At 40.8% G+C, this 25,247-nt stretch carries 25 protein-coding genes; 12 read left to right on the plus strand and 13 right to left on the minus strand.

The annotated features are described in order from the left end of the window. Nucleotides 1-254 precede the first annotated feature (254 nt). The 4 genes from sodB (at nt 255) to K8B83_RS14445 (ending at nt 5,950) form a co-directional block, all read left to right on the plus strand. Nucleotides 255-839 carry a superoxide dismutase [Fe] gene (gene sodB / locus K8B83_RS14430; RefSeq protein ID WP_223417609.1) on the plus strand — a complete coding sequence of 195 codons (585 nt, stop codon included), beginning with the start codon at nt 255-257 and terminating at the stop codon, nt 837-839. 297 nt (nt 840-1,136) lie between these two features. After that, nucleotides 1,137-3,071, plus strand: a complete 1,935-nt coding sequence (locus tag K8B83_RS14435) for a PrkA family serine protein kinase (RefSeq protein WP_188739134.1) — start codon at nt 1,137-1,139, stop codon at nt 3,069-3,071. 56 nt (nt 3,072-3,127) lie between these two features. Further along, nucleotides 3,128-4,393, plus strand: a complete 1,266-nt coding sequence (locus tag K8B83_RS14440; protein WP_188739135.1) for a YeaH/YhbH family protein — start codon at nt 3,128-3,130, stop codon at nt 4,391-4,393. 9 nt (nt 4,394-4,402) lie between these two features. After that, on the plus strand, nt 4,403-5,950 hold the full coding sequence (locus K8B83_RS14445; RefSeq protein ID WP_223417614.1) for a SpoVR family protein: 1,548 nt from the start codon (nt 4,403-4,405) through the stop codon (nt 5,948-5,950). A 148-nt stretch (nt 5,951-6,098) separates the two neighbouring features. On the opposite strand, the gene fadR is transcribed toward K8B83_RS14445, so the two are convergent. Continuing rightward, nucleotides 6,099-6,818: a fatty acid metabolism transcriptional regulator FadR gene (fadR, locus tag K8B83_RS14450; protein ID WP_188739137.1), complete on the minus strand. Its 720-nt coding sequence runs from the start codon at nt 6,816-6,818 to the stop codon at nt 6,099-6,101. A gap of 589 nt (nt 6,819-7,407) precedes the next feature. Between fadR and nhaB the strand changes: the two genes are divergently transcribed. Next, nucleotides 7,408-9,000 (plus strand): sodium/proton antiporter NhaB, encoded by a 1,593-nt coding sequence (gene nhaB / locus K8B83_RS14455; RefSeq protein ID WP_188739138.1) that lies wholly within the window; start codon nt 7,408-7,410, stop codon nt 8,998-9,000. A gap of 112 nt (nt 9,001-9,112) precedes the next feature. Then, entirely contained in the window at nt 9,113-9,634 is a 522-nt protein-coding gene (dsbB, locus tag K8B83_RS14460) for a disulfide bond formation protein DsbB (protein WP_188739139.1), read from the plus strand. Between the two features lie 62 nt (nt 9,635-9,696). Here the strand turns inward: dsbB and K8B83_RS14465 are convergent, their stop codons facing one another. The 3 genes from K8B83_RS14465 to K8B83_RS14475 all read right to left on the minus strand — a co-directional run bounded on the left by K8B83_RS14465 (nt 9,697) and on the right by K8B83_RS14475 (nt 11,478). Beyond that, the gene (locus K8B83_RS14465; protein ID WP_188739140.1) at nt 9,697-10,143 is read right to left on the minus strand and encodes a YcgN family cysteine cluster protein; all 447 of its coding nucleotides are present in this window, start codon (nt 10,141-10,143) and stop codon (nt 9,697-9,699) included. Nucleotides 10,144-10,204: 61 nt separating this feature from the next. After that, a complete protein-coding gene (locus K8B83_RS14470; protein WP_188739141.1) occupies nt 10,205-11,167 on the minus strand; it encodes a lytic murein transglycosylase in 963 nt (320 codons plus the stop codon). A 32-nt stretch (nt 11,168-11,199) separates the two neighbouring features. Continuing rightward, nucleotides 11,200-11,478 (minus strand): YcgL domain-containing protein, encoded by a 279-nt coding sequence (locus tag K8B83_RS14475; RefSeq protein WP_188739142.1) that lies wholly within the window; start codon nt 11,476-11,478, stop codon nt 11,200-11,202. 119 nt (nt 11,479-11,597) lie between these two features. On the opposite strand from K8B83_RS14475, the gene minC reads away from it, so the two are divergent. Genes minC through minE form a run of 3 tightly spaced genes read left to right on the plus strand, consistent with a single transcriptional unit; the run spans nt 11,598 to nt 13,363 of the window. Beyond that, nucleotides 11,598-12,263, plus strand: coding sequence for a septum site-determining protein MinC (minC, locus tag K8B83_RS14480; protein ID WP_188739143.1), 666 nt, complete (start codon nt 11,598-11,600; stop codon nt 12,261-12,263). A gap of 27 nt (nt 12,264-12,290) precedes the next feature. After that, nucleotides 12,291-13,100, plus strand: a complete 810-nt coding sequence (gene minD / locus K8B83_RS14485; RefSeq protein ID WP_188739144.1) for a septum site-determining protein MinD — start codon at nt 12,291-12,293, stop codon at nt 13,098-13,100. 2 nt (nt 13,101-13,102) lie between these two features. Continuing rightward, nucleotides 13,103-13,363 carry a cell division topological specificity factor MinE gene (gene minE / locus K8B83_RS14490; protein WP_160052275.1) on the plus strand — a complete coding sequence of 87 codons (261 nt, stop codon included), beginning with the start codon at nt 13,103-13,105 and terminating at the stop codon, nt 13,361-13,363. 73 nt (nt 13,364-13,436) lie between these two features. On the opposite strand, the gene rnd is transcribed toward minE, so the two are convergent. The 8 genes from rnd to K8B83_RS14530 form a co-directional block, all read right to left on the minus strand. After that, nucleotides 13,437-14,549 (minus strand): ribonuclease D, encoded by a 1,113-nt coding sequence (rnd, locus tag K8B83_RS14495; RefSeq protein WP_188739145.1) that lies wholly within the window; start codon nt 14,547-14,549, stop codon nt 13,437-13,439. A gap of 85 nt (nt 14,550-14,634) precedes the next feature. Continuing rightward, nucleotides 14,635-16,308 carry a long-chain-fatty-acid--CoA ligase FadD gene (gene fadD, locus K8B83_RS14500; protein WP_223417619.1) on the minus strand — a complete coding sequence of 558 codons (1,674 nt, stop codon included), beginning with the start codon at nt 16,306-16,308 and terminating at the stop codon, nt 14,635-14,637. 202 nt (nt 16,309-16,510) lie between these two features. Next, the gene (locus K8B83_RS14505) at nt 16,511-17,398 is read right to left on the minus strand and encodes an alpha/beta fold hydrolase (protein ID WP_188739147.1); all 888 of its coding nucleotides are present in this window, start codon (nt 17,396-17,398) and stop codon (nt 16,511-16,513) included. A 167-nt stretch (nt 17,399-17,565) separates the two neighbouring features. Further along, nucleotides 17,566-18,327 (minus strand): class I SAM-dependent methyltransferase, encoded by a 762-nt coding sequence (locus tag K8B83_RS14510; protein ID WP_223420080.1) that lies wholly within the window; start codon nt 18,325-18,327, stop codon nt 17,566-17,568. Nucleotides 18,328-18,425: 98 nt separating this feature from the next. Further along, a complete protein-coding gene (locus tag K8B83_RS14515; RefSeq protein WP_188739149.1) occupies nt 18,426-19,100 on the minus strand; it encodes a M50 family metallopeptidase in 675 nt (224 codons plus the stop codon). Then, nucleotides 19,093-19,422, minus strand: coding sequence for a hypothetical protein (locus K8B83_RS14520; RefSeq protein ID WP_188739150.1), 330 nt, complete (start codon nt 19,420-19,422; stop codon nt 19,093-19,095). The genes K8B83_RS14515 and K8B83_RS14520 overlap by 8 nt, the downstream gene beginning before the upstream one ends. 69 nt (nt 19,423-19,491) lie before the next feature. Continuing rightward, a complete protein-coding gene (gene tsaB / locus K8B83_RS14525; RefSeq protein ID WP_188739151.1) occupies nt 19,492-20,193 on the minus strand; it encodes a tRNA (adenosine(37)-N6)-threonylcarbamoyltransferase complex dimerization subunit type 1 TsaB in 702 nt (233 codons plus the stop codon). Between the two features lie 72 nt (nt 20,194-20,265). After that, complete coding sequence (locus tag K8B83_RS14530) at nt 20,266-22,191, minus strand: ATP-dependent DNA helicase (RefSeq protein ID WP_188739152.1); 1,926 nt, start codon at nt 22,189-22,191, stop codon at nt 20,266-20,268. Nucleotides 22,192-22,416: 225 nt separating this feature from the next. On the opposite strand from K8B83_RS14530, the gene K8B83_RS14535 reads away from it, so the two are divergent. Genes K8B83_RS14535 through K8B83_RS14545 form a run of 3 tightly spaced genes read left to right on the plus strand, consistent with a single transcriptional unit; the run spans nt 22,417 to nt 24,706 of the window. Continuing rightward, nucleotides 22,417-23,679 (plus strand): cation:proton antiporter, encoded by a 1,263-nt coding sequence (locus K8B83_RS14535; RefSeq protein ID WP_188739153.1) that lies wholly within the window; start codon nt 22,417-22,419, stop codon nt 23,677-23,679. Next, nucleotides 23,679-24,149, plus strand: coding sequence for a DUF6265 family protein (locus K8B83_RS14540; RefSeq protein WP_188739154.1), 471 nt, complete (start codon nt 23,679-23,681; stop codon nt 24,147-24,149). Before K8B83_RS14535 ends, K8B83_RS14540 begins: the two co-directional genes overlap by 1 nt. Beyond that, nucleotides 24,149-24,706 carry a DUF1569 domain-containing protein gene (locus K8B83_RS14545; RefSeq protein WP_188739155.1) on the plus strand — a complete coding sequence of 186 codons (558 nt, stop codon included), beginning with the start codon at nt 24,149-24,151 and terminating at the stop codon, nt 24,704-24,706. The genes K8B83_RS14540 and K8B83_RS14545 overlap by 1 nt, the downstream gene beginning before the upstream one ends. Here the strand turns inward: K8B83_RS14545 and K8B83_RS14550 are convergent. Beyond that, entirely contained in the window at nt 24,699-25,076 is a 378-nt protein-coding gene (locus K8B83_RS14550) for a Fis family transcriptional regulator (RefSeq protein ID WP_188739156.1), read from the minus strand. The two genes, K8B83_RS14545 and K8B83_RS14550, sit on opposite strands and share 8 nt — an antisense overlap. Nucleotides 25,077-25,247: the final 171 nt, after the last annotated feature.

The raw sequence follows: 25,247 nt of genomic DNA on the forward strand, positions 1-25,247 counted from the left end.
AAACTTACATTATCATGTCCCAATTAACCTATTGAGCCTTAAAACGCTTAAATAAAATACATTAAAGACTAAAAAATGTAGCAAAAGCGATAGTTTAAGCACCATGAGTTGTTTGCTGTACGATTTTCCCCTTTCGCTGAGGTTAATTCCCTAAACAATGATTCACATCACAAAAATAATCAGTACAATAGCAGTAGAGCAATGTTACCTGATGGGTAAACAAAAACGATAACCTGAATCCATGGAGAGATATAATGGCTTTCGAACTACCAGCATTACCTTATGCAAAGAACGCACTTGAACCGCACATTTCACAAGAAACTATCGAATACCATTACGGTAAGCACCACAATACTTACGTGGTAAAACTAAATGGTTTAGTTGAAGGAACTGAATTTGCTGGCAAAACGCTAGAAGAAGTAGTTAAAACTTCAACAGGTGGCATGTTCAATAACGCAGCTCAAGTTTGGAACCACACTTTTTACTGGAACTGTTTAGCACCAAACGCTGGCGGCGAAGCCACTGGCGATATCGCTGCTGCGATTAACGCTTCTTTCGGTTCTTTTGAAGAATTCAAAGCTAAATTTACTGATTCTGCAGTAAACAACTTTGGTAGCGCGTGGACTTGGCTTGTGAAAAAAGCTGACGGTTCTCTAGCTATCGTTAACACTAGCAATGCTGCTACTCCGTTAACTGACGAAACGGTTACTCCACTATTAACTGTAGACGTATGGGAACATGCTTATTACGTTGATTACCGTAATGCTCGTCCTGAGTATTTAGCTCACTTCTGGCAACTTGTTAACTGGGAATTTGTTAACAAAAATTTTACTGCTTAATCTTAATTAACAGTAAAACGTAAGGAGCCTATATGGCTCCTTTTTTATGTGCGTCATTAATTGAAAATAAAACTTTCTTACTACTACTATTTTTGCAACTATTGCAAATGCTACTGTTTGTCATTGTTTTTATTTAATTTATTTTAAAATAAAATTTAGCTAACTCGCTCCCCCTGTCCTACACTTTAGTCGTAAAGCCTAATATAACGTGAATATCGCTATCACGTTAACCTACGGTCCGATATGTACCATTTAGGCTTTTAAGGTAGACAACTGCAAGGCTTTTAGGGGGTCATCATGGGCATTTTCGAGCATTATCAACAACGTTATGAGAAAAAACTCGACGAGGAATACACCTTAGAGCAATTTCTTGATATTTGTAAGCAAGACAAAAGCGCTTATGTGTCTGCTGCTGAGCGGTTATTAATGGCTATTGGTGAAGCCAAAATGATTGACACCGCCAAAAACCCAGTGCTTAGCCGAATATTTTCCAACCGACTCATTGCCAGTTATCCTGCATTTAAAGACTTTTATGGCATGGAAGACTCTATTGAGCAAATCGTGGCATATTTAAAACATTCAGCTCAAGGCTTAGAAGAATCAAAACAGATCCTCTATTTACTTGGCCCTGTGGGTGGCGGTAAATCATCTCTGGCAGAAAAACTCAAAGCATTAATGCAGCAAGTGCCCATTTACATTCTCAGTGCTGATGGTATGCGCAGCCCAGTTAATGACCATCCGTTTTGTTTATTTGATCCTGAAGAAGACAGCGAATTATTGCAAAACGAATACAAAATACCAGCTCGGTACCTTAAAACCATCATGTCGCCTTGGGCTGTCAAACGCCTGCATCAATATGGTGGTGACATTTCTAAATTTAGAGTGGTTAAAGTCTACCCATCAGTACTAGATCAAATCGGGATCGCCAAAACCGAACCCGGTGATGAAAATAATCAGGATATTTCTGCCCTCGTCGGTAAAGTTGATATCCGCCAACTTGAACATTTCTCACAAGATGATGCCGATGCTTACGCTTATTCAGGCGCATTGTGTCGTGCTAATCAGGGCTTAATGGAGTTTGTTGAGATGTTTAAAGCCCCCATTAAAGTACTGCACCCATTGTTAACTGCCACTCAGGAAGGTAATTACAACGGTACCGAGGGTTTATCTGCACTGCCCTACAATGGAATTATTTTGGCTCACTCCAACGAGTCAGAATGGTCGACTTTTAGAAACAACAAAAACAACGAAGCCTTTTTAGACCGAGTTTATATTGTCAAAGTGCCTTATTGTTTACGCGTTTCAGAAGAAATGGCCATTTATCAAAAGCTGCTGGCAAACTCTGAGTTATCGAGGGCTCCTTGTGCGCCTGGCACACTAGAAACGTTAGCGCAATTTAGTGTGTTGTCGCGTTTAAAAGCCCCAGACAACTCATCTATTTACTCAAAAATGCGTGTGTACAATGGTGAGAGCTTAAAAGACACCGACCCTAAAGCAAAATCTTACCAAGAGTATCGTGATTACGCCGGTGTTGATGAAGGTATGCAAGGGCTATCTACCCGTTTTGCCTTTAAGATTTTATCGCGAGTATTTAACTTTGACAGTGCCGAGATTGCCGCTAATCCAGTGCATCTTTTTTATGTACTTGAAAAACAAATTGAGCAAGAGCAATTCCCGAGTGAAACCGGCGAGAAGTACCTTGAGTTTTTAAAAGGTTATCTTATCCCTAAGTATGTTGAATTTATTGGTAAAGAAATTCAAACCGCCTATCTTGAGTCTTATTCAGAATATGGCCAAAACATTTTTGACCGGTATGTCACCTACGCAGACTTTTGGATCCAAGATCAAGAATATCGCGATCCTGAAACTGGTCAGTTATTTGACCGAGGTGCATTAAATTCCGAGTTAGAAAAAATAGAAAAACCCGCTGGGATCAGTAATCCTAAAGATTTCCGTAACGAAATTGTTAACTTCGTTTTACGTGCCAGAGCCAACAACGAAGGTAATAATCCATTGTGGACCAGTTACGAAAAACTGCGCACTGTGATTGAAAAGAAAATGTTTTCCAATACAGAGGATTTATTACCTGTTATTTCGTTCAATGCCAAAACCTCAAATGATGATCAGCGTAAACACGATGATTTCGTCAATCGGATGATGGAGAAAGGCTATACCAAGAAACAAGTCCGATTATTGTCTGAATGGTATTTACGCGTTCGAAAATCATCGTAATCAACACCCAGCCCTGGCTGAGGCTTACTCAGCCAGATCGTTGACTTGGGGGGCGTATGGCAAACTTTATAGATAGACGACTCAACGCTAAAGGAAAAAGCACAGTTAATCGTCAGCGCTTCATTGAGCGCTATAAAAAACAAATCAAAAAAGCAGTCAGTGATGCCGTTACTCGTCGCAGTGTCACCGATATTGATAAAGGTGAAAAAATTAGTATCCCAACTCGTGACATAAGCGAGCCATTATTTAGACAAGGCCAAGGCGGTAAACGTAATCGTGTCCACCCGGGTAATGATCAGTTTACTCGTGGCGATCAAATTCAACGCCCTCAAGGAGGACAAGGTGGTACGGGCCAAGGTGACGCCTCAGACAGCGGTGAAGGTCAAGACGATTTTGTCTTTAATATCTCAAAAGATGAGTACCTTGAGCTGCTATTTGAAGACCTAGAGCTACCGAACCTACAAAACAATCGACTCAATAAACTAGTTGAATACCAAACATACCGTGCAGGTTTTACCAATGACGGCGTGCCAGCCAATATTAATATTGTTCGTTCACTGCGTTCATCTTTGGCGCGTCGTATTGCGATGTCTGGTAGTAAAAAACGCGCGCTTAAGGAGTTAGAAGCTGAGCTTGAACAGCTACAAGATATGCCAGGCTCACAAGCTGAAAAAATACTCGCGTTAAAAGAGCAAATTGAACAGCTTAAAAAACAAATCGCTAATGTGCCGTTTATCGACACGTTCGATTTACGTTACAACAACTATGCAAAGCGTGAAAAGCCGTCCAGTCAGGCTGTCATGTTTTGCTTGATGGATGTGTCAGGCTCGATGGATCAAGCCACCAAAGATATCGCCAAACGTTTCTATATATTGTTGTATTTGTTTTTAACCCGAAGCTATAAAAACCTAGAAGTTGTGTATATCCGTCACCATACACAAGCCAAAGAAGTCGACGAGCATGAATTTTTTTATTCGCAAGAAACCGGCGGCACCATAGTATCTAGCGCATTAAAACTGATGAATGACATTGCGCAAGCTCGCTACCCTGAAAATGAGTGGAATATATACGCAGCCCAAGCATCTGATGGTGATAATTGGTCCGATGATTCGCCACACTGCCATGATTTATTGGCTAACCATATTTTACCTAAAGTGCGTTATTTCAGTTATATCGAAATCACCCACCGAGCCCACCAAACGCTCTGGGAACAGTATCAAAGTTTACAACAACAATTTGATAATATTGCCGTGCAACACATTCGTGAAGTCGAAGACATTTATCCAGTATTTCGCGAACTCTTTAAAAAACAAGCTGTATAGGGGGCAATCATGGTTAAAGCAACCCGTAAGCCGTTGGATGACGGACCCGAATGGACATTCGATTTACTGGAACAATACCAACACGAAATTGCCAACGCGGCTGAGTTTTTTAAACTAGACACCTACCAAAATCAAATTGAAATCATTACCGCTGAACAAATGATGGATGCCTATGCCGGTATTGGTATGCCCATTGGTTACACTCATTGGTCTTTTGGTAAACGTTTTATTGAAACCGAGCAAGGATATAAGCGCGGTCAAATGGGCCTTGCCTATGAGATTGTGATTAACTCAGATCCTTGTATTGCCTACTTAATGGAAGAAAACACCATCACCATGCAGGCACTTGTGATGGCCCATGCATGTTATGGGCATAACAGCTTTTTTAAAAATAACTATTTATTTAAAACCTGGACTGATGCCAGCTCGATTATTGATTACTTGGTATTTGCCAAAAATTACATCAGAGAATGTGAAGAGAAATACGGTATTGAACAAGTGGAATTAACCCTCGACTCTTGTCATGCCTTAATGAACTATGGCGTAGACCGTTATAAACGCCCTGCCGAAGTATCATTTAAAGAAGAGCAGGCACGACAAAAAGAGCGTGAAGACTACCTGCAAACCCAAGTTAACGATTTGTGGCGAACCATTCCCACTCAACCACAACAAACAGAGCAAAAAAGCAACAAGGTATTCCCTAAAGAGCCGCAAGAAAACATCTTGTATTTCATCGAAAAAAACGCCCCTTTATTAGCCCCCTGGCAACGTGAGCTGGTTAGAATTGTGCGCAAAATGGCGCAATATTTTTACCCACAAAAACAAACCCAGGTCATGAACGAAGGCTGGGCCACATTTTGGCATTACACCATATTGAATCATCTGTACGACACAGGCAAAGTCAGCGACCGCTTTATACTGGAGTTTTTACAAAGCCATACTGCTGTTGTTGCTCAACCGGCTTACAACAGCCCTTATTACAATGGGATAAATCCCTATGCTCTTGGTTTTGCCATGTTTGTTGATATTAGGCGGATTTGCGAAAACCCAACGGATGAAGATCAAAAATGGTTTCCCGATATCGCCGGAAGTGATTGGTTAACCACGGTGCATTTTGCGATGCAAAACTTTAAAGATGAAAGTTTCATTAGCCAATATTTATCCCCCAAAGTCATCAGAGACTTTAAGTTATTTGGCATATTAGACGATGAAAAGCGCAGTCACTTAGCAGTGTCGGCCATCCATGACGAACAAGGTTATCAAGAAATACGCAATATACTGTCGCAGCAGTATAATTTATCCAATATTGAACCCAATATTCAGGTACAACAGGTTGAAATTAACGGTGATCGCTCTATCACCTTACGCTACATCCCGTTTGACAACATTCCGCTAGCAGACAGTCATCAAGAAGTACTCAAGCACTTACACCGCTTGTGGGGTTTTAATGTAAAATTAGAACAAATAGATGAATTAGGAATGGTAAAAGTCATTTCAACCTGCCCTAACATTGCTGAACAAGAAACACCTTTACAAGGCGGTATCGCCATCGCGTAAATATAAAAGCCAATCACTCAACGATTGGCTTTTTATTTCACTGAACAATGTCAAAATCAAAATCCATGATATAAGCTAAGTCTTTAGATTAAGTCATAAGCTTAAGTCTTTAGATTAAGTCTTTAGATTAAGTCTTTAGATTAAGTCTTTAGCTTAAGTCATGACCTATTTCAGCAGGCATGTCATCACGTAACTTTTGCCATAATTTACCGCTTTCTATGCCATTAGTTCGCATAAGCGAAGGTACATCGGCGTAATTTTTATCTTTAGCAAGTTGCTCAAGTTTAATGTAAAAACGCATGGTCAACTCGCGTGCTTCCTGGCTTGAAAAATAGAAACGGCCAACGCGGTTATAGAGCCCTTTGAACCCGTTTAAAATTAGCACATACAATGGATTGCCAGAGGCAAAAGCCAAGGTGTGATGTAGTTGGTAATCAAACTCTGCATACGCTTCAGCATCGTTTTCTAGGTTATGAATACCCGCTAATACCTCTACCACTTTGTCAGGATTATGACGAATAGATGCACGGAAATAAATATTGCTCACATTGCCACGAGCTGACATAAGTTGATCGACTAGTAATGGAAAGCCATCGGGATTTAAATCGGCAATCGTTTCAAGAATATTAAGCCCTGAGGTTTCCCAAAAATTATTCACTTGGGTTGGCTTACCATGTTGAATTTTCAACCAGCCATCACGGGCTAATCGCTGCAGCACTTCACGCAATGTGGTACGTGTGACTCCAATGAGTTCAGAAAGCTCACGTTCAGCAGGTAAAATTGATCCGGGTGGAAACTTGTTTTCCCAAATGGAACGAACAATATACTTCTCGGCAAAACTTGCTGGGCCTTTGGCGTTGATGATCATTAGCCTTCTTATCCTATTGCTAAACAATGGCGAAACTATTGTACTGATCATACCAGAGCGGTAGAAAATAAAAACCATTGTTTAACCACAACACATATAATGTTTATTTTTTAAACACAAATACATGTCTAGTATTTAATTTAATCAATAAACATCACAATATGTGACTATTATCATCAACATACCTAAATTTATGTCGCTTAAATCTAACAAGTTTAGTATATACTCATGTAGCTAGTTTGTTAGTGGTGTGTAGCATTTTTAGCTACAACCATAGCATTACAATTATTTTTGTTTACGCTACACTAGCCACGAAAATACAAAACCATATCGAGTTTGCCACAATCACATGTGCGCTAACACATTGTTTGCCAAGTCAATACAGGGTTATTTTCAACACAGTAAAAGGCAATGTTGTATTACTGAAATCAGTCATGGTTTGATGAAAATTAATGAAACATTGATTTTCATCAAGTTTTTGATCTGAACTTGCCTCTATCCTCCCAAACTTGTTGAAAATAATAGTGTGTTGTTTGCTATCAATAAATGGTACCAATACTGTCACAATAACAATATCGGAGAGGCTGCTATGCAGGCAACCAAAAGTCAGGCGCTATTTGTTAACTTTTTAGGTAATTCACCTAAGTGGTACAAATACGCAATTTTGGCATTTTTAATCATCAATCCCCTGCTGTTTTTTTACGTCAGTCCATTTGTGGCCGGATGGGTACTGGTCGTGGAGTTTATTTTTACCCTTGCGATGGCATTAAAATGCTATCCGTTACAACCCGGTGGATTGCTTGCTATCGAAGCGGTAATGATAGGCATGACATCGCCCACCCAAGTTCTACATGAAATAGAAGCTAACTTAGAAGTACTGTTATTATTAGTGTTCATGGTCGCTGGTATTTACTTTATGAAACAGCTGCTGCTGTTTGTATTTACCAAAATGATCACCAAAGTTAGGTCTAAAATTGTCGTGTCGTTGATGTTTTGTACTGCATCAGCATTCCTATCTGCATTCTTAGATGCATTAACGGTTATTGCAGTCATTATTGCGGTCGCGGTAGGTTTCTACTCTATCTATCATAAAGTGGCCTCAGGCAAGAGTTTTAGTGACAATGACGGCCATGACCATACATCAGAATCATCGGGCCAACTCAACAATGATGAACTTGAATCATTTAGAGCATTTTTACGTAACCTGCTAATGCACTCTGGTATAGGTACTGCTTTAGGTGGTGTTTGTACTATGGTGGGTGAGCCACAAAACTTGATCATTGCTGCGCAAGCACATTGGCAGTTTGGCGAGTTCTTTTTACGTATGTCACCCGTGACAATGCCAGTTCTGTCTGCGGGTATTTTAACGTGTTTTCTTGTTGAAAAATTCAAATGGTTTGGCTACGGCGCAAAACTTCCTGATGCGGTGCATCGTATTTTAACTGATTATGCTGCGCATGAAGACTCGCACAGAACCAACCAAGATAAAATGAAGTTAGTGATCCAGGCCATCATTGGTGTGTGGTTAATTGTTGGCCTAGCCCTGCATTTGGCATCTGTTGGCTTGATTGGCTTATCTGTCATCATTTTAGCCACTGCATTTAATGGCGTCACAGATGAACATGCATTAGGTAAAGCGTTTGAAGAAGCCTTACCCTTTACAGCATTATTAGCGGTATTTTTTGCGGTGGTCGGTGTCATTATTGACCAAGGTTTATTTGCGCCAGTTATCCAGTGGGCACTGAGCTATGAAGGTAATATGCAGTTAGTGATTTTCTATATTGCTAACGGTTTATTGTCTATGGTGAGTGATAATGTGTTTGTGGGTACGGTTTATATTAATGAAGTTAAATCGGCTTTATTAAGCGGGCAAATTACTCGCGATCAATTCGATCTGCTTGCTGTTGCTATTAACACAGGTACCAACCTGCCGTCGGTTGCCACACCTAATGGTCAAGCTGCGTTTTTGTTCTTACTAACGTCTGCAATTGCTCCTCTTATTCGTCTTTCTTATGGCCGAATGGTATGGATGGCGCTGCCTTATACAATCGTGTTATCAATTGTGGGTGTGCTAGCCATTGAAACCGGTTTTTTAACCGACATGACACAATTAATGTATGATTCGCATATGATTATTCACCATTCTGCCAAAGATTTAGGTGGCATGGTTAGCGGTCATTAATAATCAAGGTTATTGGACTTAATAGGTAAATTATTTTAAAGTCAAATCACCGATTTGAAACGCCCTCAATTGAGGGTGTTTTTTTAGCTAAAAAAAGTACTAGGAGCAGTATTTGTTAAGGTTACAGCACTTTTGTCATAGCCGTATTTCTTGGGGCTTGCTTGCATTATCTGGGGTTGGTTTAGAGCTTGCTGCACTGTATTTTCAATACATAATGGATTTAGCCCCATGCGTAATGTGCATTTATATACGGGTTGCCGTTTTAGGGCTGATATTGGCAGGACTCATTGGCATGCTACAACCTAAACGCTGGTTTATTCGTTTTGTAGGAATTAGCAGCTGGCTGGTTTCATCTATATGGGGGTTGCGATTAGCTTACGATCTTAATGATATGCAGGTAAACCCATCACCGTTTGCAACCTGCTCTTTTTACCCTGAGTTTCCTAGCTTTATGCCATTAGATGTTTGGCTTCCGTCAGTATTTTCCCCCACAGGTATGTGCAGTGATTCTGTGTGGACTTTTTTGTCTGTGAGCATGGCACAATGGATGATGGTGTGTTTTGCCGTTTATATATTGCTGGCTTTAATCGTGTTGTTTCCAGCGTTAACGCGTTCAAAAACCAGTAACAAATAAGCATATTGCTAATTAAAAAAGACCTTAAGTAAGGTCTTTTTTATTGCTGTTAATTAAGACGGTTATTCCACATCGAGCAGTGGCCACAATACAATACAGTCTTCTAAATATTTTACTTTCATTTCATTAACGGTTTTACCTTGCACAGAAATGCCCGCTGCATGCATGGCATCTTTACTGCCAGTTAACAGCGGATGCCAGCTAGGCAAGCCTTTACCTAAATATAAACGTCGATAAGCGCAGCTATTAGGTAACCAGGTTAATTGGCTAATATTCTCTGGTGTGATAGCTGTACATTCAGGCACATATTTAAAACGCTCAATGTAGCGTCGACAGCCACAACTCTCACTGTCTAATAAATGGCAGGCAGCATTAGTGTAATAAAGCTCGTCGGTTTCATCATCGATAATTTTGTTTAAACAACATTTTCCGCAGCCATCACATAGTGATTCCCATTGCTCTGGTGTCATTTTTTCAAGCGAGGTGGTTGTCCAAAACTGAGTCATCATTGTCAATCTAACTGGTTAATAATTTACGTCTGTCAGTATTTTACACCTAAAGCAAGGTGAGTTACTGCTTAATTTTTTCAGAAAGGTAAGTTAATGCCAACGAGTCATGAAACGATGAGGTAAATTGATGAAGTAAACGAAAATTATCATATACTAGATAATAACGACCTTGTGTACCATCTGGAGCAATGAGTGATACATTCATATCACTGCGAAGCGGAAGACTTGCCCCGTTAAAACGCCTAATGCCGTAGGCCTGCCACTGTGGAAAAGTATGAGTACTCTCCATGCCAAACAAATTAGGGTCTAACATCATGGTGGGTTTAACTTGTCGGCCCCAAGTTGCATCAAATTGCCACCCTTGTTGATGTAGCATGTTAGCAGCTGTAGCAAAAGCATCTTCAGTACTGTTCCAAATATCAATCTTGCCGTCTTGATCGTTATCAACAGCATAGCGTAACACTTGCGTTGGCATCATTTGCATTTGCCCCATGGCGCCTGTTGATGAGCTAAGAAGTGAAGATACAGGGATTTGCTTTTGCTCTATCAGTTTAAGCGCTGCAATAAACTCATTAACATAAAAAGATTGATTTTCACCTTTAAATGCCAAAGACGCTAACACAGACAAACTCGGATATTTACCAGATTGCTCACCAAAACCAGATGTCACTCCCCACAGCGCAATAATAAAACGTGGTTGAACCTGATAACGTTGGCTTAATTGACTCAGCAGCACATCATGCTGCTGTAACATCGTTCTGCCCGTGCTCACGGTAATCTCGGGGATCGCTTGCGGAATATATGTATCCAATGAGTGTTGTTCTCGATTAGCTGCATTGGCTTTTTTAAACGTTTTAATCTCTGAAATATGGCGCTTTGCAAGGTCTGCAGAAACACCAGCACTAATAGATTGTTGTTGTAAAGAAAGAAGAAAATCTTCAAATTGGTGATGGCTGTTTTTTGCTATCACCAAAGGTGAAAATAAGAAGTAAATTAGGGTGCTTAAGATGATTTTTAGAATCATATGAGTCTTGTTTACTCCTCAAAAGATTCAGTTTATTGCTTAAAACCTATCTCTTGTTTGTGTTGGTCGAGCAAATTAATGGCAGGGGGCGGTATTTGCAAATAAAACCCTTTTTCATCTAAAGCCGCTTTTACCTTCTCAATATCTGCAATCCCAAGATGATCTCGCTTAGATAATGGCACAACCATGACTAATGTCGGTGCGCCAAACATATCCATTAACGGTGCGGGAACATCATCAAAAACATCACGTTTTTTGACAAAAAGGTATGTATCGGCTTTTCTACTACTTTTATATACTGCACAAATCATTTTAGTGTAAATTTCCAAAGGTTCAAACTTGATAGTCAACTAAGCACACTATAACATGGTGACTCAAGAAAATAATTGTAAATCAGTTTCTAGCTGATGTTTTGGAGAACGATGCCGGGATGGCTAAACAACACCTCGAATTAAAAGCCACGTCTTTTACATTGTCAGTTCTGCACATAAATACGAGTGATCTCAACCTTATTGCTGCTGAGTTAGATAACAAGTTAGCCCAAGCTCCTCAATTTTTTTTGGGCGCGCCTTTGGTGTTGAATCTTGCTGCAATTAAACATTCCCAAATCGATTTTTATGCACTTAAGCAATTATTAACTGATCGAAATTTAATTATCGTAGGCATTACTGATGCAAGTGCAGAACAGATTGCGCACGCAAAAGAAATGGCCATCGCTGTCGTAAAATCAGGTAAACAAGCACCCAAAGCTGAGCTACCCAAACGAGCGACTAAAATTGTTAAACAAAATGTGCGTTCTGGACAACAAATATACGCACAAAATGCAGATTTAGTCATTTTTGGTGCGGTTGGTAATGGCGCTGAAGTCATTGCTGATGGTAGCATTCATATCTACGGTGCGCTTCGTGGCAAGGCTATGGCAGGTGCCGCGGGCGATAATCAAAGTGTGATTATTGCTAACTCGCTCGAAGCTGAATTAGTGTCGATTGCTGGGCAGTATTGGTTAACAGAACATTTACAACAATACGCTCTAAATCAAAGAGGTTGTGTCCGCCTTGAAGGCGAGTCTCTCACAGTTGAATCATTGCCTCAATAATTGGCAAATAAAAGGATATAAAACAAAATGGCGCAAATTATTGTTGTCACATCAGGTAAAGGTGGTGTGGGAAAAACAACATCCAGTGCAGCAATTGCCACGGGGTTGGCTTTAAAAGGTAAAAAAACGGTTGTTATCGACTTCGATATTGGTCTGCGTAACCTTGATTTAATTATGGGTTGTGAGCGTCGTGTCGTGTATGACTTCGTTAACGTCATTAACGGTGAAGCAAACCTTAATCAAGCGTTAATAAAAGATAAGCGTTGCGACAAACTGTTTGTCTTGCCGGCGTCACAAACTCGTGACAAAGATGCCTTAACCAAAGAAGGTGTTGGCAGAGTACTTGATGATCTCGCTAAAGACTTTGACTATATAGTTTGTGACTCTCCTGCAGGGATTGAACAAGGCGCTATGATGGCCTTGTATTTTGCAGATATAGCCATTGTTACAACTAACCCAGAAGTGAGCTCAGTACGCGACTCAGACCGAATTTTAGGGATGTTACAAAGTCGCTCTCGCCGTGCTGAACAGTCACTCGAGCCAATAAAAGAATATTTATTACTGACACGTTATTCACCTGCTAGAGTAAAAACAGGTGAAATGCTCAGTGTGGAAGATGTAAAAGAAATTTTAGCCATCGAACTGCTTGGGGTTATCCCTGAGTCTCAGTCGGTACTTAAAGCCTCAAACTCTGGTATACCAGTGATTATTGATCAAGAAAGTGATGCAGGCTTAGCCTACAGCGATACTGTCGCACGCTTATTAGGTGAAGATGTACCGGTTCGATTTATCACAGAAGAGAAAAAGGGATTCCTTAAACGGATTTTTGGTAGCTAACTATGTCGATACTTGATTATTTCAGAAGCAATAAAAAACCTAACACCGCATCGTTGGCAAAGGAAAGATTGCAAATTATTGTGGCACATCAACGTGGAGAACGCGGTGCGCCCGATTACTTTCCAAAGATGAAACAAGAAATCATTGAAGTGATCCGTAAATATGTTCAGATATCAGATGACCAAGTCTCTGTGCAACTGGATCAAAACGATGATAATTTGTCGGTGTTAGAGCTCAACGTTACCCTGCCTGATTCAAAATAACGCATTACGCGCATTTTGACGTCACAAAAAGATACTCACGCTAACTGAGTATCTTTTTGTTGTTTATTGCTGTTTAGCTAAAACGAATATCGCCAAGCAAATCACCAATAAGTTCCCCTCGCCAACCACACAATAATAATGGCGTTGCTGTTTGTTTAGTGTGATAAAGCCATAGCAAATATTCATGAATATGGCGCTTAGAACCGACAAATTCCAGTGGCACATTTTCTCGTTCGCACACTTCAGTTAAGCGATTTTTTATCTCTTTAAACGCTGACTTGTAGCCCGACTTAAGTGCAACAATGTCGACTTCTTCAGGCAGATTATTAAGATCTGCTGTCGCCATAACGGCGATTAAATCTTTGCCATGTACACGTTTTTCTTGCTCAGTTAATTCTGTTAATCGGCTTAATTCTGCAAGCGTACTAGGTTGCTTTTTTGCCAAAGCAATAAGTGCATGATCTTTAACCACAAAACCTAACGCCAAATTACGATTGACAGCCTTATTTAAACGCCACTTTGCCAATACTTTTAAATAGGCCAATTGCTTACCATTAAGCTGAAACGCATTTTTAACTTTAAGATAAATGGTATCACCGTCGGGCAATGACATCCGCCCTTCGGTCATACGCTGACCTTCTTCAAACAACCAGGCTTCACGCTGCTTTTCTGCAAGTTGTTGCTGAAGTTGTGGGTACAGTTGATATAAGTAATACACATCATTTGCTGCGTACTGCAACTGCGCTTCAGAAAGTGGCCGTTTCATCCAATCGGTACGTGACTCGCCTTTATCAATTTCAACCTGTAAACACGCCTCAACCAATTTGGCATAACCTAATCCGTGCCCCATACCTGCAAGGCTTGCCGCAATTTGACTGTCAAACAGTGGACTTGGCTGACATTCACCATAATGGGCAAATACTTCTAAATCTTCACTACATGAATGCACTAATTTAACAATATTTTCATTGGTTAATAGCTGCCAAAATGGGCTGAGATCAGTAATGGCAATAGGATCAATCAAGGCCAGTGTTTTGCCATCATAAGCCTGGATAAGGCCTAATTTGGCATAATAAGTTCGCGTACGAACAAACTCAGTGTCTAGCACTAATAATGTGCTTTGTTGGTATTGTTCAACTAATGATAAAAGGCTGGCATCATCACTGATATATTCAAACGTTAACAAAATAAGCCCCACTCTATATACATGTCGATAAATGGCGTAAAAAAATCAACCAATAAAAAACCGGCATTGTTGCCGGCTTATCATTTTATGCTTGCTTCACTTCGTCTCGAAGTTGTCGGCGTAAAATCTTACCCACATTCGTTTTTGGTAATTCGTCCCTAAATTCTACCAGCTTAGGCACTTTATATCCCGTTAAATGATGTTTACAGTGCTTAATTAGCTCTTCTTCGGTGAGCGATTTATCTTTGGCAACCACAAACACCTTCACCAATTCACCACTTGCTTCGTGAGGTACACCCACGGCGGCAACTTCGATGACTTTGGGATGCATAGCAACAACTTCTTCAACTTCGTTCGGGAATACATTAAAGCCAGACACTAAAATCATGTCTTTTTTACGATCCACAATAAAGAAAAAGCCCTTCTCGTCCATGTAACCTATGTCACCTGTGGCTAACCAGCCATCTTTGTCGATAACTTTTGATGTTTCTTCAGGACGTTGCCAATAACCCTGCATAATTTGCGGGCCTTTTGCGAACAACTCGCCGGTTTCACCTTGCGCTAATACATTACCATCATCGTCACGGACTTGAATAAGCGTTGACGGTGCAGGAAAACCAATAGAGCCATTATAACCGTCTAAATTATAAGGACAGCATGTTACAAGGGGCGATGCTTCTGTTAGACCGTAACCCTCAAGTAGACGCGTTGTGGTTATTTTCTGCCATTTGTCTGCAACTGCACGCTGAACAGCCATACCGCCACCAATTGAAAACTTTAACCGTGAAAAGTCTAATTGAGTAAATTCATCGTTGTTCACTAATGCATTAAATAATGTATTTACCCCTGTTAACGCGGTAAATGGATATTTATTTAACTCACTAACAAATGCGGGGATGTCACGCGGGTTGGTGATTAACAGGTTTTTACTGCCTTTGTGTAAAAACAATAAGCAGTTCACTGTTAGCGCAAAAATATGATAAAGCGGCAATGCTGTTACCACAAACTCAACACCGTCTTTGAGCGCTGGCGAGTATGCACCATTGGCTTGTAGTACGTTACTAACCACATTGTTGTGGCTTAACATAGCGCCTTTTGACACGCCAGTAGTGCCACCCGTGTATTGTAAAAAGGCCAAATCGTCACCATTGATGTCTGCTTTAATATATTGCAGACGACGGCCTTTACTTAACGCATCGCGAAATGATCTTGCATGAGGTAAATGGTATTTAGGTACCATTTTTTTGATATATTTTACAACGAAATTAACTAAAGTACGCTTAGGGGCGCTTAGCTGATCACCAAGGCTAGTAATGATGACAGACTCTACTGGAGTTTGATCAACGATTTCCTCTAGGGTGTTAGCAAAATTTGATACCACGACTATTGCTTTAGCACCAGAATCGATTAATTGATGTTTTAATTCGCGAGGGGTATAAAGTGGATTAACGTTAACCACGACCATACCGGCCCGTAAAATACCAAATAACGCAATGGGGTACTGTAATAAGTTGGGCATCATTATGGCAACTCGGTCACCTTTATTTAAATGCAATTCATATTGTAAATAAGCTGCAAATGCCCGACTACGCTCTTCAAGTTTGCGATACGTCATCGTCGCACCCATGTTGATAAATGCAGCTTGATCGGCATATTTAGCCACTGAATCTTCAAACATGTGTACTAAAGAACTAAATTGAGATGAGTCTATTTCGGCCGGAACATGTTCAGGCAGGTGATTAATCCAAGGCTGGTCCACAAGTGTCTCCTAATTATTCCACTGTGCTAAGACGTGCATTCCCCGTCAGTGGTAAAATTTATCGCAACTGCATATCATTAATTTTGTTTTTGCAGGCTTTTTTATTTATCTTGTAGTGACAAAAATCATACAAGCGTTTTAATTTTTGACCATAATCACATAAATGAATTCAAAATAACAGTGATTTCAGCAGTCATAGACACTATTTTAGAATAAATGCTCCAATCGTTTCTGCCACCTGCTTAGCATTACCCATATGTAAGTGATGATCGCCCGCTAATGTTACCATTTTAATGTCGCTAAACCAGGTATTTGCATGATGTTCTGTTTGGGTGAGTTGTTTGTAGCCATCCTGTGCTGCAATAAAGAGTGTCCGGGTATCACTGCATGACATTAATCCATCAACTTGTTCAAAAGTAAAACGATTTAACGAATCAAGTTTTAATCTAGGGTCACTTCTCCAGGCACATTTATCATCGACTAGTTGCATATTTCGTTGGGTGATTAACTCGCACCATGGCAAAGCAAGACCAGTGAGTTGATGCCGAGCTTGGACCGCGACATCAATTGAAGAATAGGTTGGTGTTGGCCTCGCTAACTGACGATTAAAACCTTGTTGTTGCAATAAGCCTTTACGCAGTCGATTTTTGGCGTGCTGGGCAGACTCAAATAAAGGTGCAAGTGCTTCGATAAGAATAAGTTTTGCTACATTTTCGCCCATACAGGCATTATAAGCTGAGGCGACAATGCCTCCTAAAGAATGGCCAATCAATATAATAGGTTGGTTTTCGACTGATATAGCCTGAATAACGGCATGCAAATCATAAATATAGTCAACCCAATGTAGTGGATATCGTCCGGGCCGATGATCAGACAAACCATGCCCTGGCCAATCAATGCAAATCAGCTGAAACGTGTTTAGTATGCCTTGTTGTTCAAACTCATCAGCCAAAGGAATAAAACTGTCTACGTTGTCTAACCAGCCGTGCAACGCCAAAATGATTGGTTTATCGATTTTGCCATAACGCTTTGCTGCAAGGGTGATATGCGCCAATGGGATTTGAAATTCGGTTGAGTTAAGTGTCAGCATGCTGGGCTCACTTTTTTACGGCAAAACGACATTGGATGGCGCTAAGAATAGGTAAAAGAGACTGCACTGATGTACTGCCTATAGACCAAACCAATGATCAATGAGAACGTCAGTCAATTATTAGGGACAACCCACAGCATAAATGCTGTAGATTATCCCTTAGCCGCTTATTTAGCCGCTATTTTGGTGAACTTAAGCGTCATACGATCGCTTTCACCAATATCAAGATACTTTTGCTTGTCTTGCTCACCCATTGCAAGTCGTGGTGGCAGTGTCCACACGCCTTTTGGATAATCTTTGGTGTCTTTTGGATTGGCGTTAATTTCTGATGTTGCGGCTAATTTAAAACCGTATTTTTTGGCTAATTCGACCATTTGATTTTGATCCATATAACCGCTTTCTGCAGCCATACCAATATTAGCCCTATGTTCAACCACACCAAGTGAACCACCTACTTTTAGAACATCATAAGCAGCTTTAAACACCCCTTCTAGCTCGCCTTTCATTGCCCAATTATGCAAATTACGGAATGTCAGCACGTGATCAGCGGAGTTATCTTTGCCTAAAGAAAACTTAGCCGGTGGATCTAGGGTCACAAATTGCACATTACCCACACTGGCTTTGTTATCACTTGCCCACTTTTCAAATTTTAATCCCGCTGACTGATAATAAGCACTTTGCTTTGTATCTGTGGCAGGTTTTGTTTCAAAATTGGCAGCAATATATTGACCTTTCTCTGCCAGATATGGCGCGATAATTTCTGCATACCAACCACCACCAGGCCATAGCTCAATCACAGTTTGATCAGGTTTAACATCAAAAAAAGCTAAGGTTTCTGCTGGGTGGCGGTATTGATCACGCAATTTATTTTCAGGTGTTCTGAATTCACTGGCCACGACTTTCGCTAACGCAGCATTCACTTGCGGCATAGCTACTTGCTTTGTCGGTGCTACATCGGCTGCAAATACACTTGTGGTTAATCCCAGGCTCGATAACCCCATTAATGCACCTAACATCATGTTACGTTTCATTTACTTACTCCTTTGTTGTAATCGACTTTTTGCCAACATAACCATAGCATTAACCCACTGAATAACAGCCAGGTCATCACCCATATCCATGCAGGTATCCAGGTCAGTTGCGCTAACATTACGGCATCGCCCTGACCACTTAGCCCAAATAATACCATTGGGCTTGCCATGGCATTCAAAACTATCATGAGTCCTAATATACGCAGTAAGGTGTTTAATGCACTACTGTTTTTTAATTTAAGTGGTAACAAAAAAAGTATTGCTAATACAAGCAAGATGGCAATCGTGAGAATATCGCGCGCCCAGAACACCAACGAGGCCGCAACTGTTAATCCAAGTAAACTGAGGGTAAAGCGGATGATGCTTTTTTTCGTAGCGAGTAAAAATATTAAATACCCCCACACTGCAGCGCCAAAATAACCTGCGTAGGCAATTAACAAACTATTGCCACCTTGACTGAAACACAGGCCAGCACCATTAGGAAATAATTGAATATGGCTGACCATACCACCCGTGACTAATGTTGCAATACCATGAGATAACTCATGGAAGTAACTTTCGAGCCATTTAAACGGAATGGAGATGTAAGGAAAACGAGTCAGTAAAAAAGCCACCAGCAGTTCAAGCATAAATCGACTACGGCTTGGCGTTGCAGATACCGCATTAGGCATATAAGTCGATACCGACCATTTGTTGAATTTCTTCTCGTTTAGCAGAGTGTTGGGTCGTTAAATACTGCGCGATAGCACCACGTTGGCTTGTCGTTTCACGATCATATTCTACGCGAGCTTGTTGTTTAGCTGATAACGTCACATCATCAACGATTGCCAAGGTATTGCTGTTTTCGGTTTGTTGTTCAGCAACAGCAACACCCGGATTGACAATAATAGGATCGCGAGCTGGCGCAATGGGCCTATTTCCAGCAACAGCTTGGCTCAGGCTCACCGAGCCTGATTGATTATTTGCCAAAGATAATGCTGAATTAATCGTCATATGCGTAACTGGCTATCTCAATATAATGTGAAGTGTTGATTAAATAATATGCCAATTTATCCACATTGGCTATTCTCGACCAGGAAGTTTTTGCCAGGTCACGGTATCACGTAGGTAAACTGGCGCCAATTCATCGACACTAGTATGTAGCCCATTTTGGTAACCATGCTGTGCAAGCAATAACATGTATTTTGCATCAGGATAAGTAGCCATGTCACACACCGTCATGTGAGATGATAATGTCAACAACTGCGGATATGCTTCAAAGCCTGTACCACATGCTTGAATTTGTTGAGCACTATCAAGTAGTAATTCAACCGAACCTGGCACACTTACATGCTCTTGACCCACTAACGTTGCAATGCCATCTTTGGCAACAAATTGCCCCCAGTAAACTTCATTCATGCGGGCATCGATACAACATAGCACTTGAGTTGCCCCTGTTTCAGTAATAACAGCTTGCGCCATTGCAGCAAGCGTTGAGATACCAATAACGGGCAAATCAAGACCAAGCGCTAAACCCTGCGTCATGCTGGTACAAATACGTATACCGGTAAAACTGCCAGGACCACGGCCATATGCAATTAAATCAACATCGGCTAATGTCACTTGGGCTTGTGCTAATACTTCATCAACCATAGGTAATAGGCGCTGGCTGTGTTCGCGAGGCGCATCAGCAATTTGGGCAAAAACCTTGCCATTGACAGTAAGCGCAGCAGAGCAGGTTTCGGTGCAGGTATCAAGAGCAAGGACGGTTAACAGCTGTGACATTATGAAAAAGTACCCAGTAAAAAACATCAAATAAGCCCAGCATGATAACTGATGCGTTAGGTTTTAAAAAGCTTAAGGGATATGTTTTAAAAATTGCAGCGCTTTGTCTAAATCACGTGTGCGTTGCATTGGCGGCAGTGAATTAATAAAAGCTTGGCCATAAGTGCGATTCACGATTCGATTGTCACATAAAATCAGCACGCCACGGTCTTTCTCATCGCGAATAAGCCGGCCAACACCTTGCTTTAAGCTAATCACCGCTTGTGGTAACGAAATCTGAGTAAAGGGATCTAACCCTTGTCGCTCGGCATTTGCGGCTCGGGCTTTATAAAGGGCATCATCAGGTGACACAAACGGTAATTTATCGATGATCACACAACTTAATAATTTACCGCGCACATCAACCCCTTCCCAAAAACTACTGGTACCAAGCAATACCGCATTGCCAAGTTGCCTAAACTTATTGAGCAAACTTTGCTTACTCGCCTGCCCTTGTATCAATAACGGATAAGCTGTGCGACCGTGCAAGGACGACGCAACTTGCTCTAGCATCTGATGGCTGGTGAACAAAATAAATGTTCTCCCTTGCGCCGCATTAATGGCTTGTACGCACACATCAACTAATTGCTTTACTGAATGCTGCGATTGCCCCACTTTACCTAAATGCCTTGGTACACAAAACATTGCTTGATTAGGGTAGTCGAACGGGCTATCTAATATCACTTGTTTAGCCGAGGTTAAGCCTAACTCGGTGGCAAAGTGCGCTAAACTGCGATTGACCTGTAAGGTGGCTGACGTAAATATCCAGCGAGTATTGACATCAAATAATTGCTGACATTGTTTAGCCACATTGATTGGGCTAAGCCTTAACATAATAAACCTTGCACCTAACTCAACACTGTAAGCCGCTTGCATGTCTTTACATTCAAAATAGTCTTGAAGTTTTTGGCTAAGTTCGTGTAGCTGCTCAAAGGCTAAATCAAGTTGATCATCTCGCCCAAGATGATGCACCATTATACCAGCCAAATCCGCTAATGCTTGTTGTAGCGTCCAGGACACTGTTGCTAAGTGTTTATTGGCAAGCACTTTGCGCCAATCAGTTACCTGATGTTCAAACATCACATTATGCCATTCACTTAAGGCAATTAAGCCTCGCTGCGCCAATTGTTCTATTTGAATACTGTCGCGGATCACTTCTCGATGAAGTTTGATGATCCCGTTGAGTAAGGTGTCAATTTCGCGGCTTGAAATATGGCTGCCAAAGTAATTAATGCAAATATCGGGTACTAAATGGGCTTCATCAAAAATAACCACATCGGGATCGGGGAGTAACTCGGCAAATCCGGTATCTTTAAGTAATCTGTCGGCAAAAAACAAATGATGATTTACCACCACAAGTTTAGCATCCATGGCACGTAATCGTGCTTTACGAGTAAAACAGACATCGTAGTACTGGCACTTTTTACCTGTACAAGTTTCTTTAGTGCTGACCACACTCGGTAATACATCAGAATGCTCAGCAACCGAGGTTAAATTGCCGATATCACCGTCTTTGCTTAAATTTGCCCATTGATTAACTTTTAGTAAATCGTCAATGTAACTTTCACTAAAATGCGCAGCATTTTGCATTTGTTTTTCAAGACGTAATTGGCACAAATAATTATTACGCCCTTTCAGTAATGCAATGGGCACGTGCATATCTAACATCGAAAGCAATGCAGGTAAGTCTTTTAAAAACAACTGCTCTTGTAAATTTTTACTGCCCGTACTAATGACCACTTGCTTGCCACTGAGTAACGCTGGTAGCAAATACGCAAAAGTTTTTCCCACCCCCGTACCAGCCTCAATTAGCAGATTATGTTTTTGACTAATTGACTCACTCACCGCCATAGCCATATCGGTTTGGCTTTGTCGATTATGATAATTGTGCACGTTTTTGGCTAACGCACCATGCTCGCCAAAATGGTGAATAACGCTTTGAGTGAGTCTTGAGCTCAAAATACCCTCATTTGATATTATGTCTACAGGCAAAGATTGCTCGTATTATGCTGATAACAACAACATCTTCCAATCATTTATCGTAATTACACTCACTATGTCGCGAGTTTATTTCATCATATCGCTACACTATTTTAACAATACCCGCTTGACCGAACGTCGGCTCTATAGAATAGTTAGCGTCCTTGTAGACATTTAATAAAACAGCATTTCCTTTAAGGCAATATGAATACAATAGAGCTTGTTTTTGCTTTTTCATTGCAACTGTTAATCATCATTATTGCATCTCAAATAATGGGGTATTTAGCAAAATTTATAGGCCAACCTAAAGTGGTTGGAGAAATGATTGCAGGCGTAATGTTAGGCCCTTCTCTTTTAGGATTCATCTGGCCAGACTGGCAACAAGGCATATTTATTGAACAAACCCAATCTTGGCTTTACTTTGGCGCACAATTAGGTGTTGGCCTGTACATGTTTTTGGTTGGATTGGAATTCAATACCGACTTATTTAAAAAGCAGGCAAAATCAGCGCTGGCAGTATCATTAGCCGGCATGTTAGCTCCTTTTTGTGTTGCCATCTTGCTATGTATTTGGCTGGTAGATGTCCCTGGACTGTTCACCGAAAATATCAGTTTTACCCAAGCCGCATTATTTATGGGAGCTGCAATTGCAATTACTGCTTTTCCGATGCTGGCAAGAATCGTTTATGAACGTGGATTAGCAGGCACATCTTTAGGTACATTAGCCTTAGCCGCTGGCGCCATAGACGACGCTGCTGCATGGTTTATTCTGGCTATTGTTCTGGGCAGTTATGGCGGAGGTGCTTTGTTAGCATTAAAAGCCTTATGCGGTGGCGCTTTTTATGCTTATATTATGCTCACAAAAGCAACCACTTGGCTTCAACCGCTTGCGAATAAAGTGCAAAATACCGGTCAATTGGGCTTTGTTCCATTTATCGCGGTGTTAGGTTTATTCGCCTTATCAGCTTACGCGATGGAATGGGTTGGGTTGCATGCCGTTTTTGGCGGTTTTTTACTGGGCGTTGCTATGCCTAGAGGTAAACTGACTGACATACTTACCGCTAGACTACACACAATTACGTTAATGATTTTATTACCAATGTTTTTTACATATTCTGGTTTAAAAACTGAGTTAACCTTATTAGCTTCATGGCAATTACTCAGTATTACCGCAATAATTTTAGTGGCATCCATATTGGCCAAAGGCATTGCATGTTGGGCTGCTGCACGCTTAAGTGGTGCCGACAACCCAACCGCGATGGCCATTGGTGCCTTAATGAATGCCAGAGGATTAATGGAGCTCATTATTATCAATATTGCACTACAACACGGCATTATTGAGCAAGGATTATTTTCAATTATGGTAGTGATGGCAATTGTTACAACACTGATGGCCACACCGTTATTTGCACTAGTGTACGCAAGAAAACAGGCTAAGATAAACAATATCATTGCAGAAGGTAATTAATGAGATTAACAATACTCTGGCTGGTATTATTACTTCCAATCCCCTCTTGGGCTAAGCCTTGTGAAAAGATCTCAGACCTAGGCGCTTTAATAGGCACCTGGCAAAATGTGCAGCAAAAACGCATTATTCAAGAACAATGGCACCAAGTGAGTGACAACACCTTTGAAGGTAGTGGTGAAACCTACACAGACCAATGGCAGCACAACGAGTCATTACGCTTATTAAGCATGCCTGAAGGCATTTTTTATTTGGCAAAGGTTGCGCATAATCCATTACCCATCGCGTTTAAATTAACGCATTGTGACGGTAAAAGTGTGGTATTTGAAAACCTCGAACACGACTTTCCAAACAAAATTGAATATATATTTATTGATAAGCAGCATTTAACTGTTGCTGTTAGTGGCCAAAACAATAAAGGCTTTACCATTGAGTTTACTCGGCTGACCAAACCTAACAAAAAGGCTCATTAATGCAACGTAGACAATTTTTAAAAGTGGGTATGCTAACTTCTGTTGTTGGTATTAGCGCAGCGAGTGCGCTTTGGTTAAGCCAAGGTGGTGATGCTAAATCGCTAACGCTCGAAGCATTATTGTCTAAACTAGAAATGCTTGGCGCATTGCCAACTGAAGTGCTAACAAAAATGAGTTTAGGCCAATGGAATAGCGCTCAAGTATTTACTCATTGCGCCCAAAGTGTCGAATTTTCAATGAGTGGGTTTCCTCAGCATAAATCAGCTGTTTTCAAACGCACAATTGGCACCATTGCGTTTTCAGCCTTTGCCATAAAAGGGGCAATGACGCATAACCTTGCTGAGGCCATTCCAGCTGCTCCCGAACTGGACCCCAGTATAGACGCTCATCAAGCATTGGCTCGGTTGATAAATTCGCTGCAAGAATTTAAACAATATCAAGGTAAACTCGCCCCGCATTTTGCCTACGGGAAACTCAATAAGCAAGATTACGAGTTAGCACACGTACTGCACTTTTATAACCATCTGGACAACTTCAAATCATTCAGCATTAGCTAGCCCCGTTGCCTGCCCTACAAGATTTGAGAGTCGCTAAGCGTAATGCCCAATTTCCCTGGTGTTGCTGTTTACAAGCAGCTTCAGTATCAAACTGCACATGCTGAGTCATATTGTTAAGGACAATGCCATCTTTAGCTAAAGTGTGTTTAATCAGATTTATGAGCTCAAGCTTAGCCCCATTATGACTAAATTGAGCTAGCTGGAATTCGGTTTCAAACACGCACACAATCAGTAAACTTTTAGGAAACGCACCATAATCTGCGGTATGAGTGATCCACTCAAAGCCCGGATAAAGCTCAAGAGCATGTTCGCACACATTCGTTAACACCAGTCTCAGTTGATTATCTATTTTTTTATCACTTTTACGCATGATATAGCTCTCTAATACTCGATGATTATGCCTATACAAACTTCTACCCACATAAATAACAATGAATACGCTTGTAGCAATTAAGCTAACTGGCACAAATTATTGCAATTGCTTATGCATCATAATAACGTTATACCGATCAGGATAAATAACTGATCATTCTTGTGCTGA

The sequence above is a fragment of the Shewanella inventionis genome (genome assembly GCF_019931735.1).
GTDB classification, from domain to species: domain Bacteria; phylum Pseudomonadota; class Gammaproteobacteria; order Enterobacterales; family Shewanellaceae; genus Shewanella; species Shewanella inventionis.

Bases quoted from the DNA above. Each gene is read 5' to 3' on its own strand.
- K8B83_RS14545 (WP_188739155.1), top strand. From the start codon at position 24,149: ATGCAACGTAGACAATTTTTAAAAGTGGGTATGCTAACTTCTGTTGTT.
- K8B83_RS14505 (WP_188739147.1), bottom strand. From the start codon at position 17,398: ATGCTGACACTTAACTCAACCGAATTTCAAATCCCATTGGCGCATATC.
- K8B83_RS14445 (WP_223417614.1), top strand. From the start codon at position 4,403: ATGGTTAAAGCAACCCGTAAGCCGTTGGATGACGGACCCGAATGGACA.
- minC (WP_188739143.1), top strand. From the start codon at position 11,598: ATGGCTAAACAACACCTCGAATTAAAAGCCACGTCTTTTACATTGTCA.
- nhaB (WP_188739138.1), top strand. From the start codon at position 7,408: ATGCAGGCAACCAAAAGTCAGGCGCTATTTGTTAACTTTTTAGGTAAT.
- K8B83_RS14465 (WP_188739140.1), bottom strand. From the start codon at position 10,143: ATGATGACTCAGTTTTGGACAACCACCTCGCTTGAAAAAATGACACCA.
- K8B83_RS14535 (WP_188739153.1), top strand. From the start codon at position 22,417: ATGAATACAATAGAGCTTGTTTTTGCTTTTTCATTGCAACTGTTAATC.
- K8B83_RS14510 (WP_223420080.1), bottom strand. From the start codon at position 18,327: ATGCCGCAAGTGAATGCTGCGTTAGCGAAAGTCGTGGCCAGTGAATTC.
- minE (WP_160052275.1), top strand. From the start codon at position 13,103: ATGTCGATACTTGATTATTTCAGAAGCAATAAAAAACCTAACACCGCA.
- K8B83_RS14540 (WP_188739154.1), top strand. From the start codon at position 23,679: ATGAGATTAACAATACTCTGGCTGGTATTATTACTTCCAATCCCCTCT.
- K8B83_RS14435 (WP_188739134.1), top strand. From the start codon at position 1,137: ATGGGCATTTTCGAGCATTATCAACAACGTTATGAGAAAAAACTCGAC.
- K8B83_RS14440 (WP_188739135.1), top strand. From the start codon at position 3,128: ATGGCAAACTTTATAGATAGACGACTCAACGCTAAAGGAAAAAGCACA.
- K8B83_RS14550 (WP_188739156.1), bottom strand. From the start codon at position 25,076: ATGCGTAAAAGTGATAAAAAAATAGATAATCAACTGAGACTGGTGTTA.
- sodB (WP_223417609.1), top strand. From the start codon at position 255: ATGGCTTTCGAACTACCAGCATTACCTTATGCAAAGAACGCACTTGAA.
- minD (WP_188739144.1), top strand. From the start codon at position 12,291: ATGGCGCAAATTATTGTTGTCACATCAGGTAAAGGTGGTGTGGGAAAA.
- tsaB (WP_188739151.1), bottom strand. From the start codon at position 20,193: ATGTCACAGCTGTTAACCGTCCTTGCTCTTGATACCTGCACCGAAACC.
- K8B83_RS14515 (WP_188739149.1), bottom strand. From the start codon at position 19,100: ATGCCTAATGCGGTATCTGCAACGCCAAGCCGTAGTCGATTTATGCTT.
- K8B83_RS14520 (WP_188739150.1), bottom strand. From the start codon at position 19,422: ATGACGATTAATTCAGCATTATCTTTGGCAAATAATCAATCAGGCTCG.
- K8B83_RS14470 (WP_188739141.1), bottom strand. From the start codon at position 11,167: ATGATTCTAAAAATCATCTTAAGCACCCTAATTTACTTCTTATTTTCA.
- fadR (WP_188739137.1), bottom strand. From the start codon at position 6,818: ATGATCATCAACGCCAAAGGCCCAGCAAGTTTTGCCGAGAAGTATATT.
- K8B83_RS14475 (WP_188739142.1), bottom strand. From the start codon at position 11,478: ATGATTTGTGCAGTATATAAAAGTAGTAGAAAAGCCGATACATACCTT.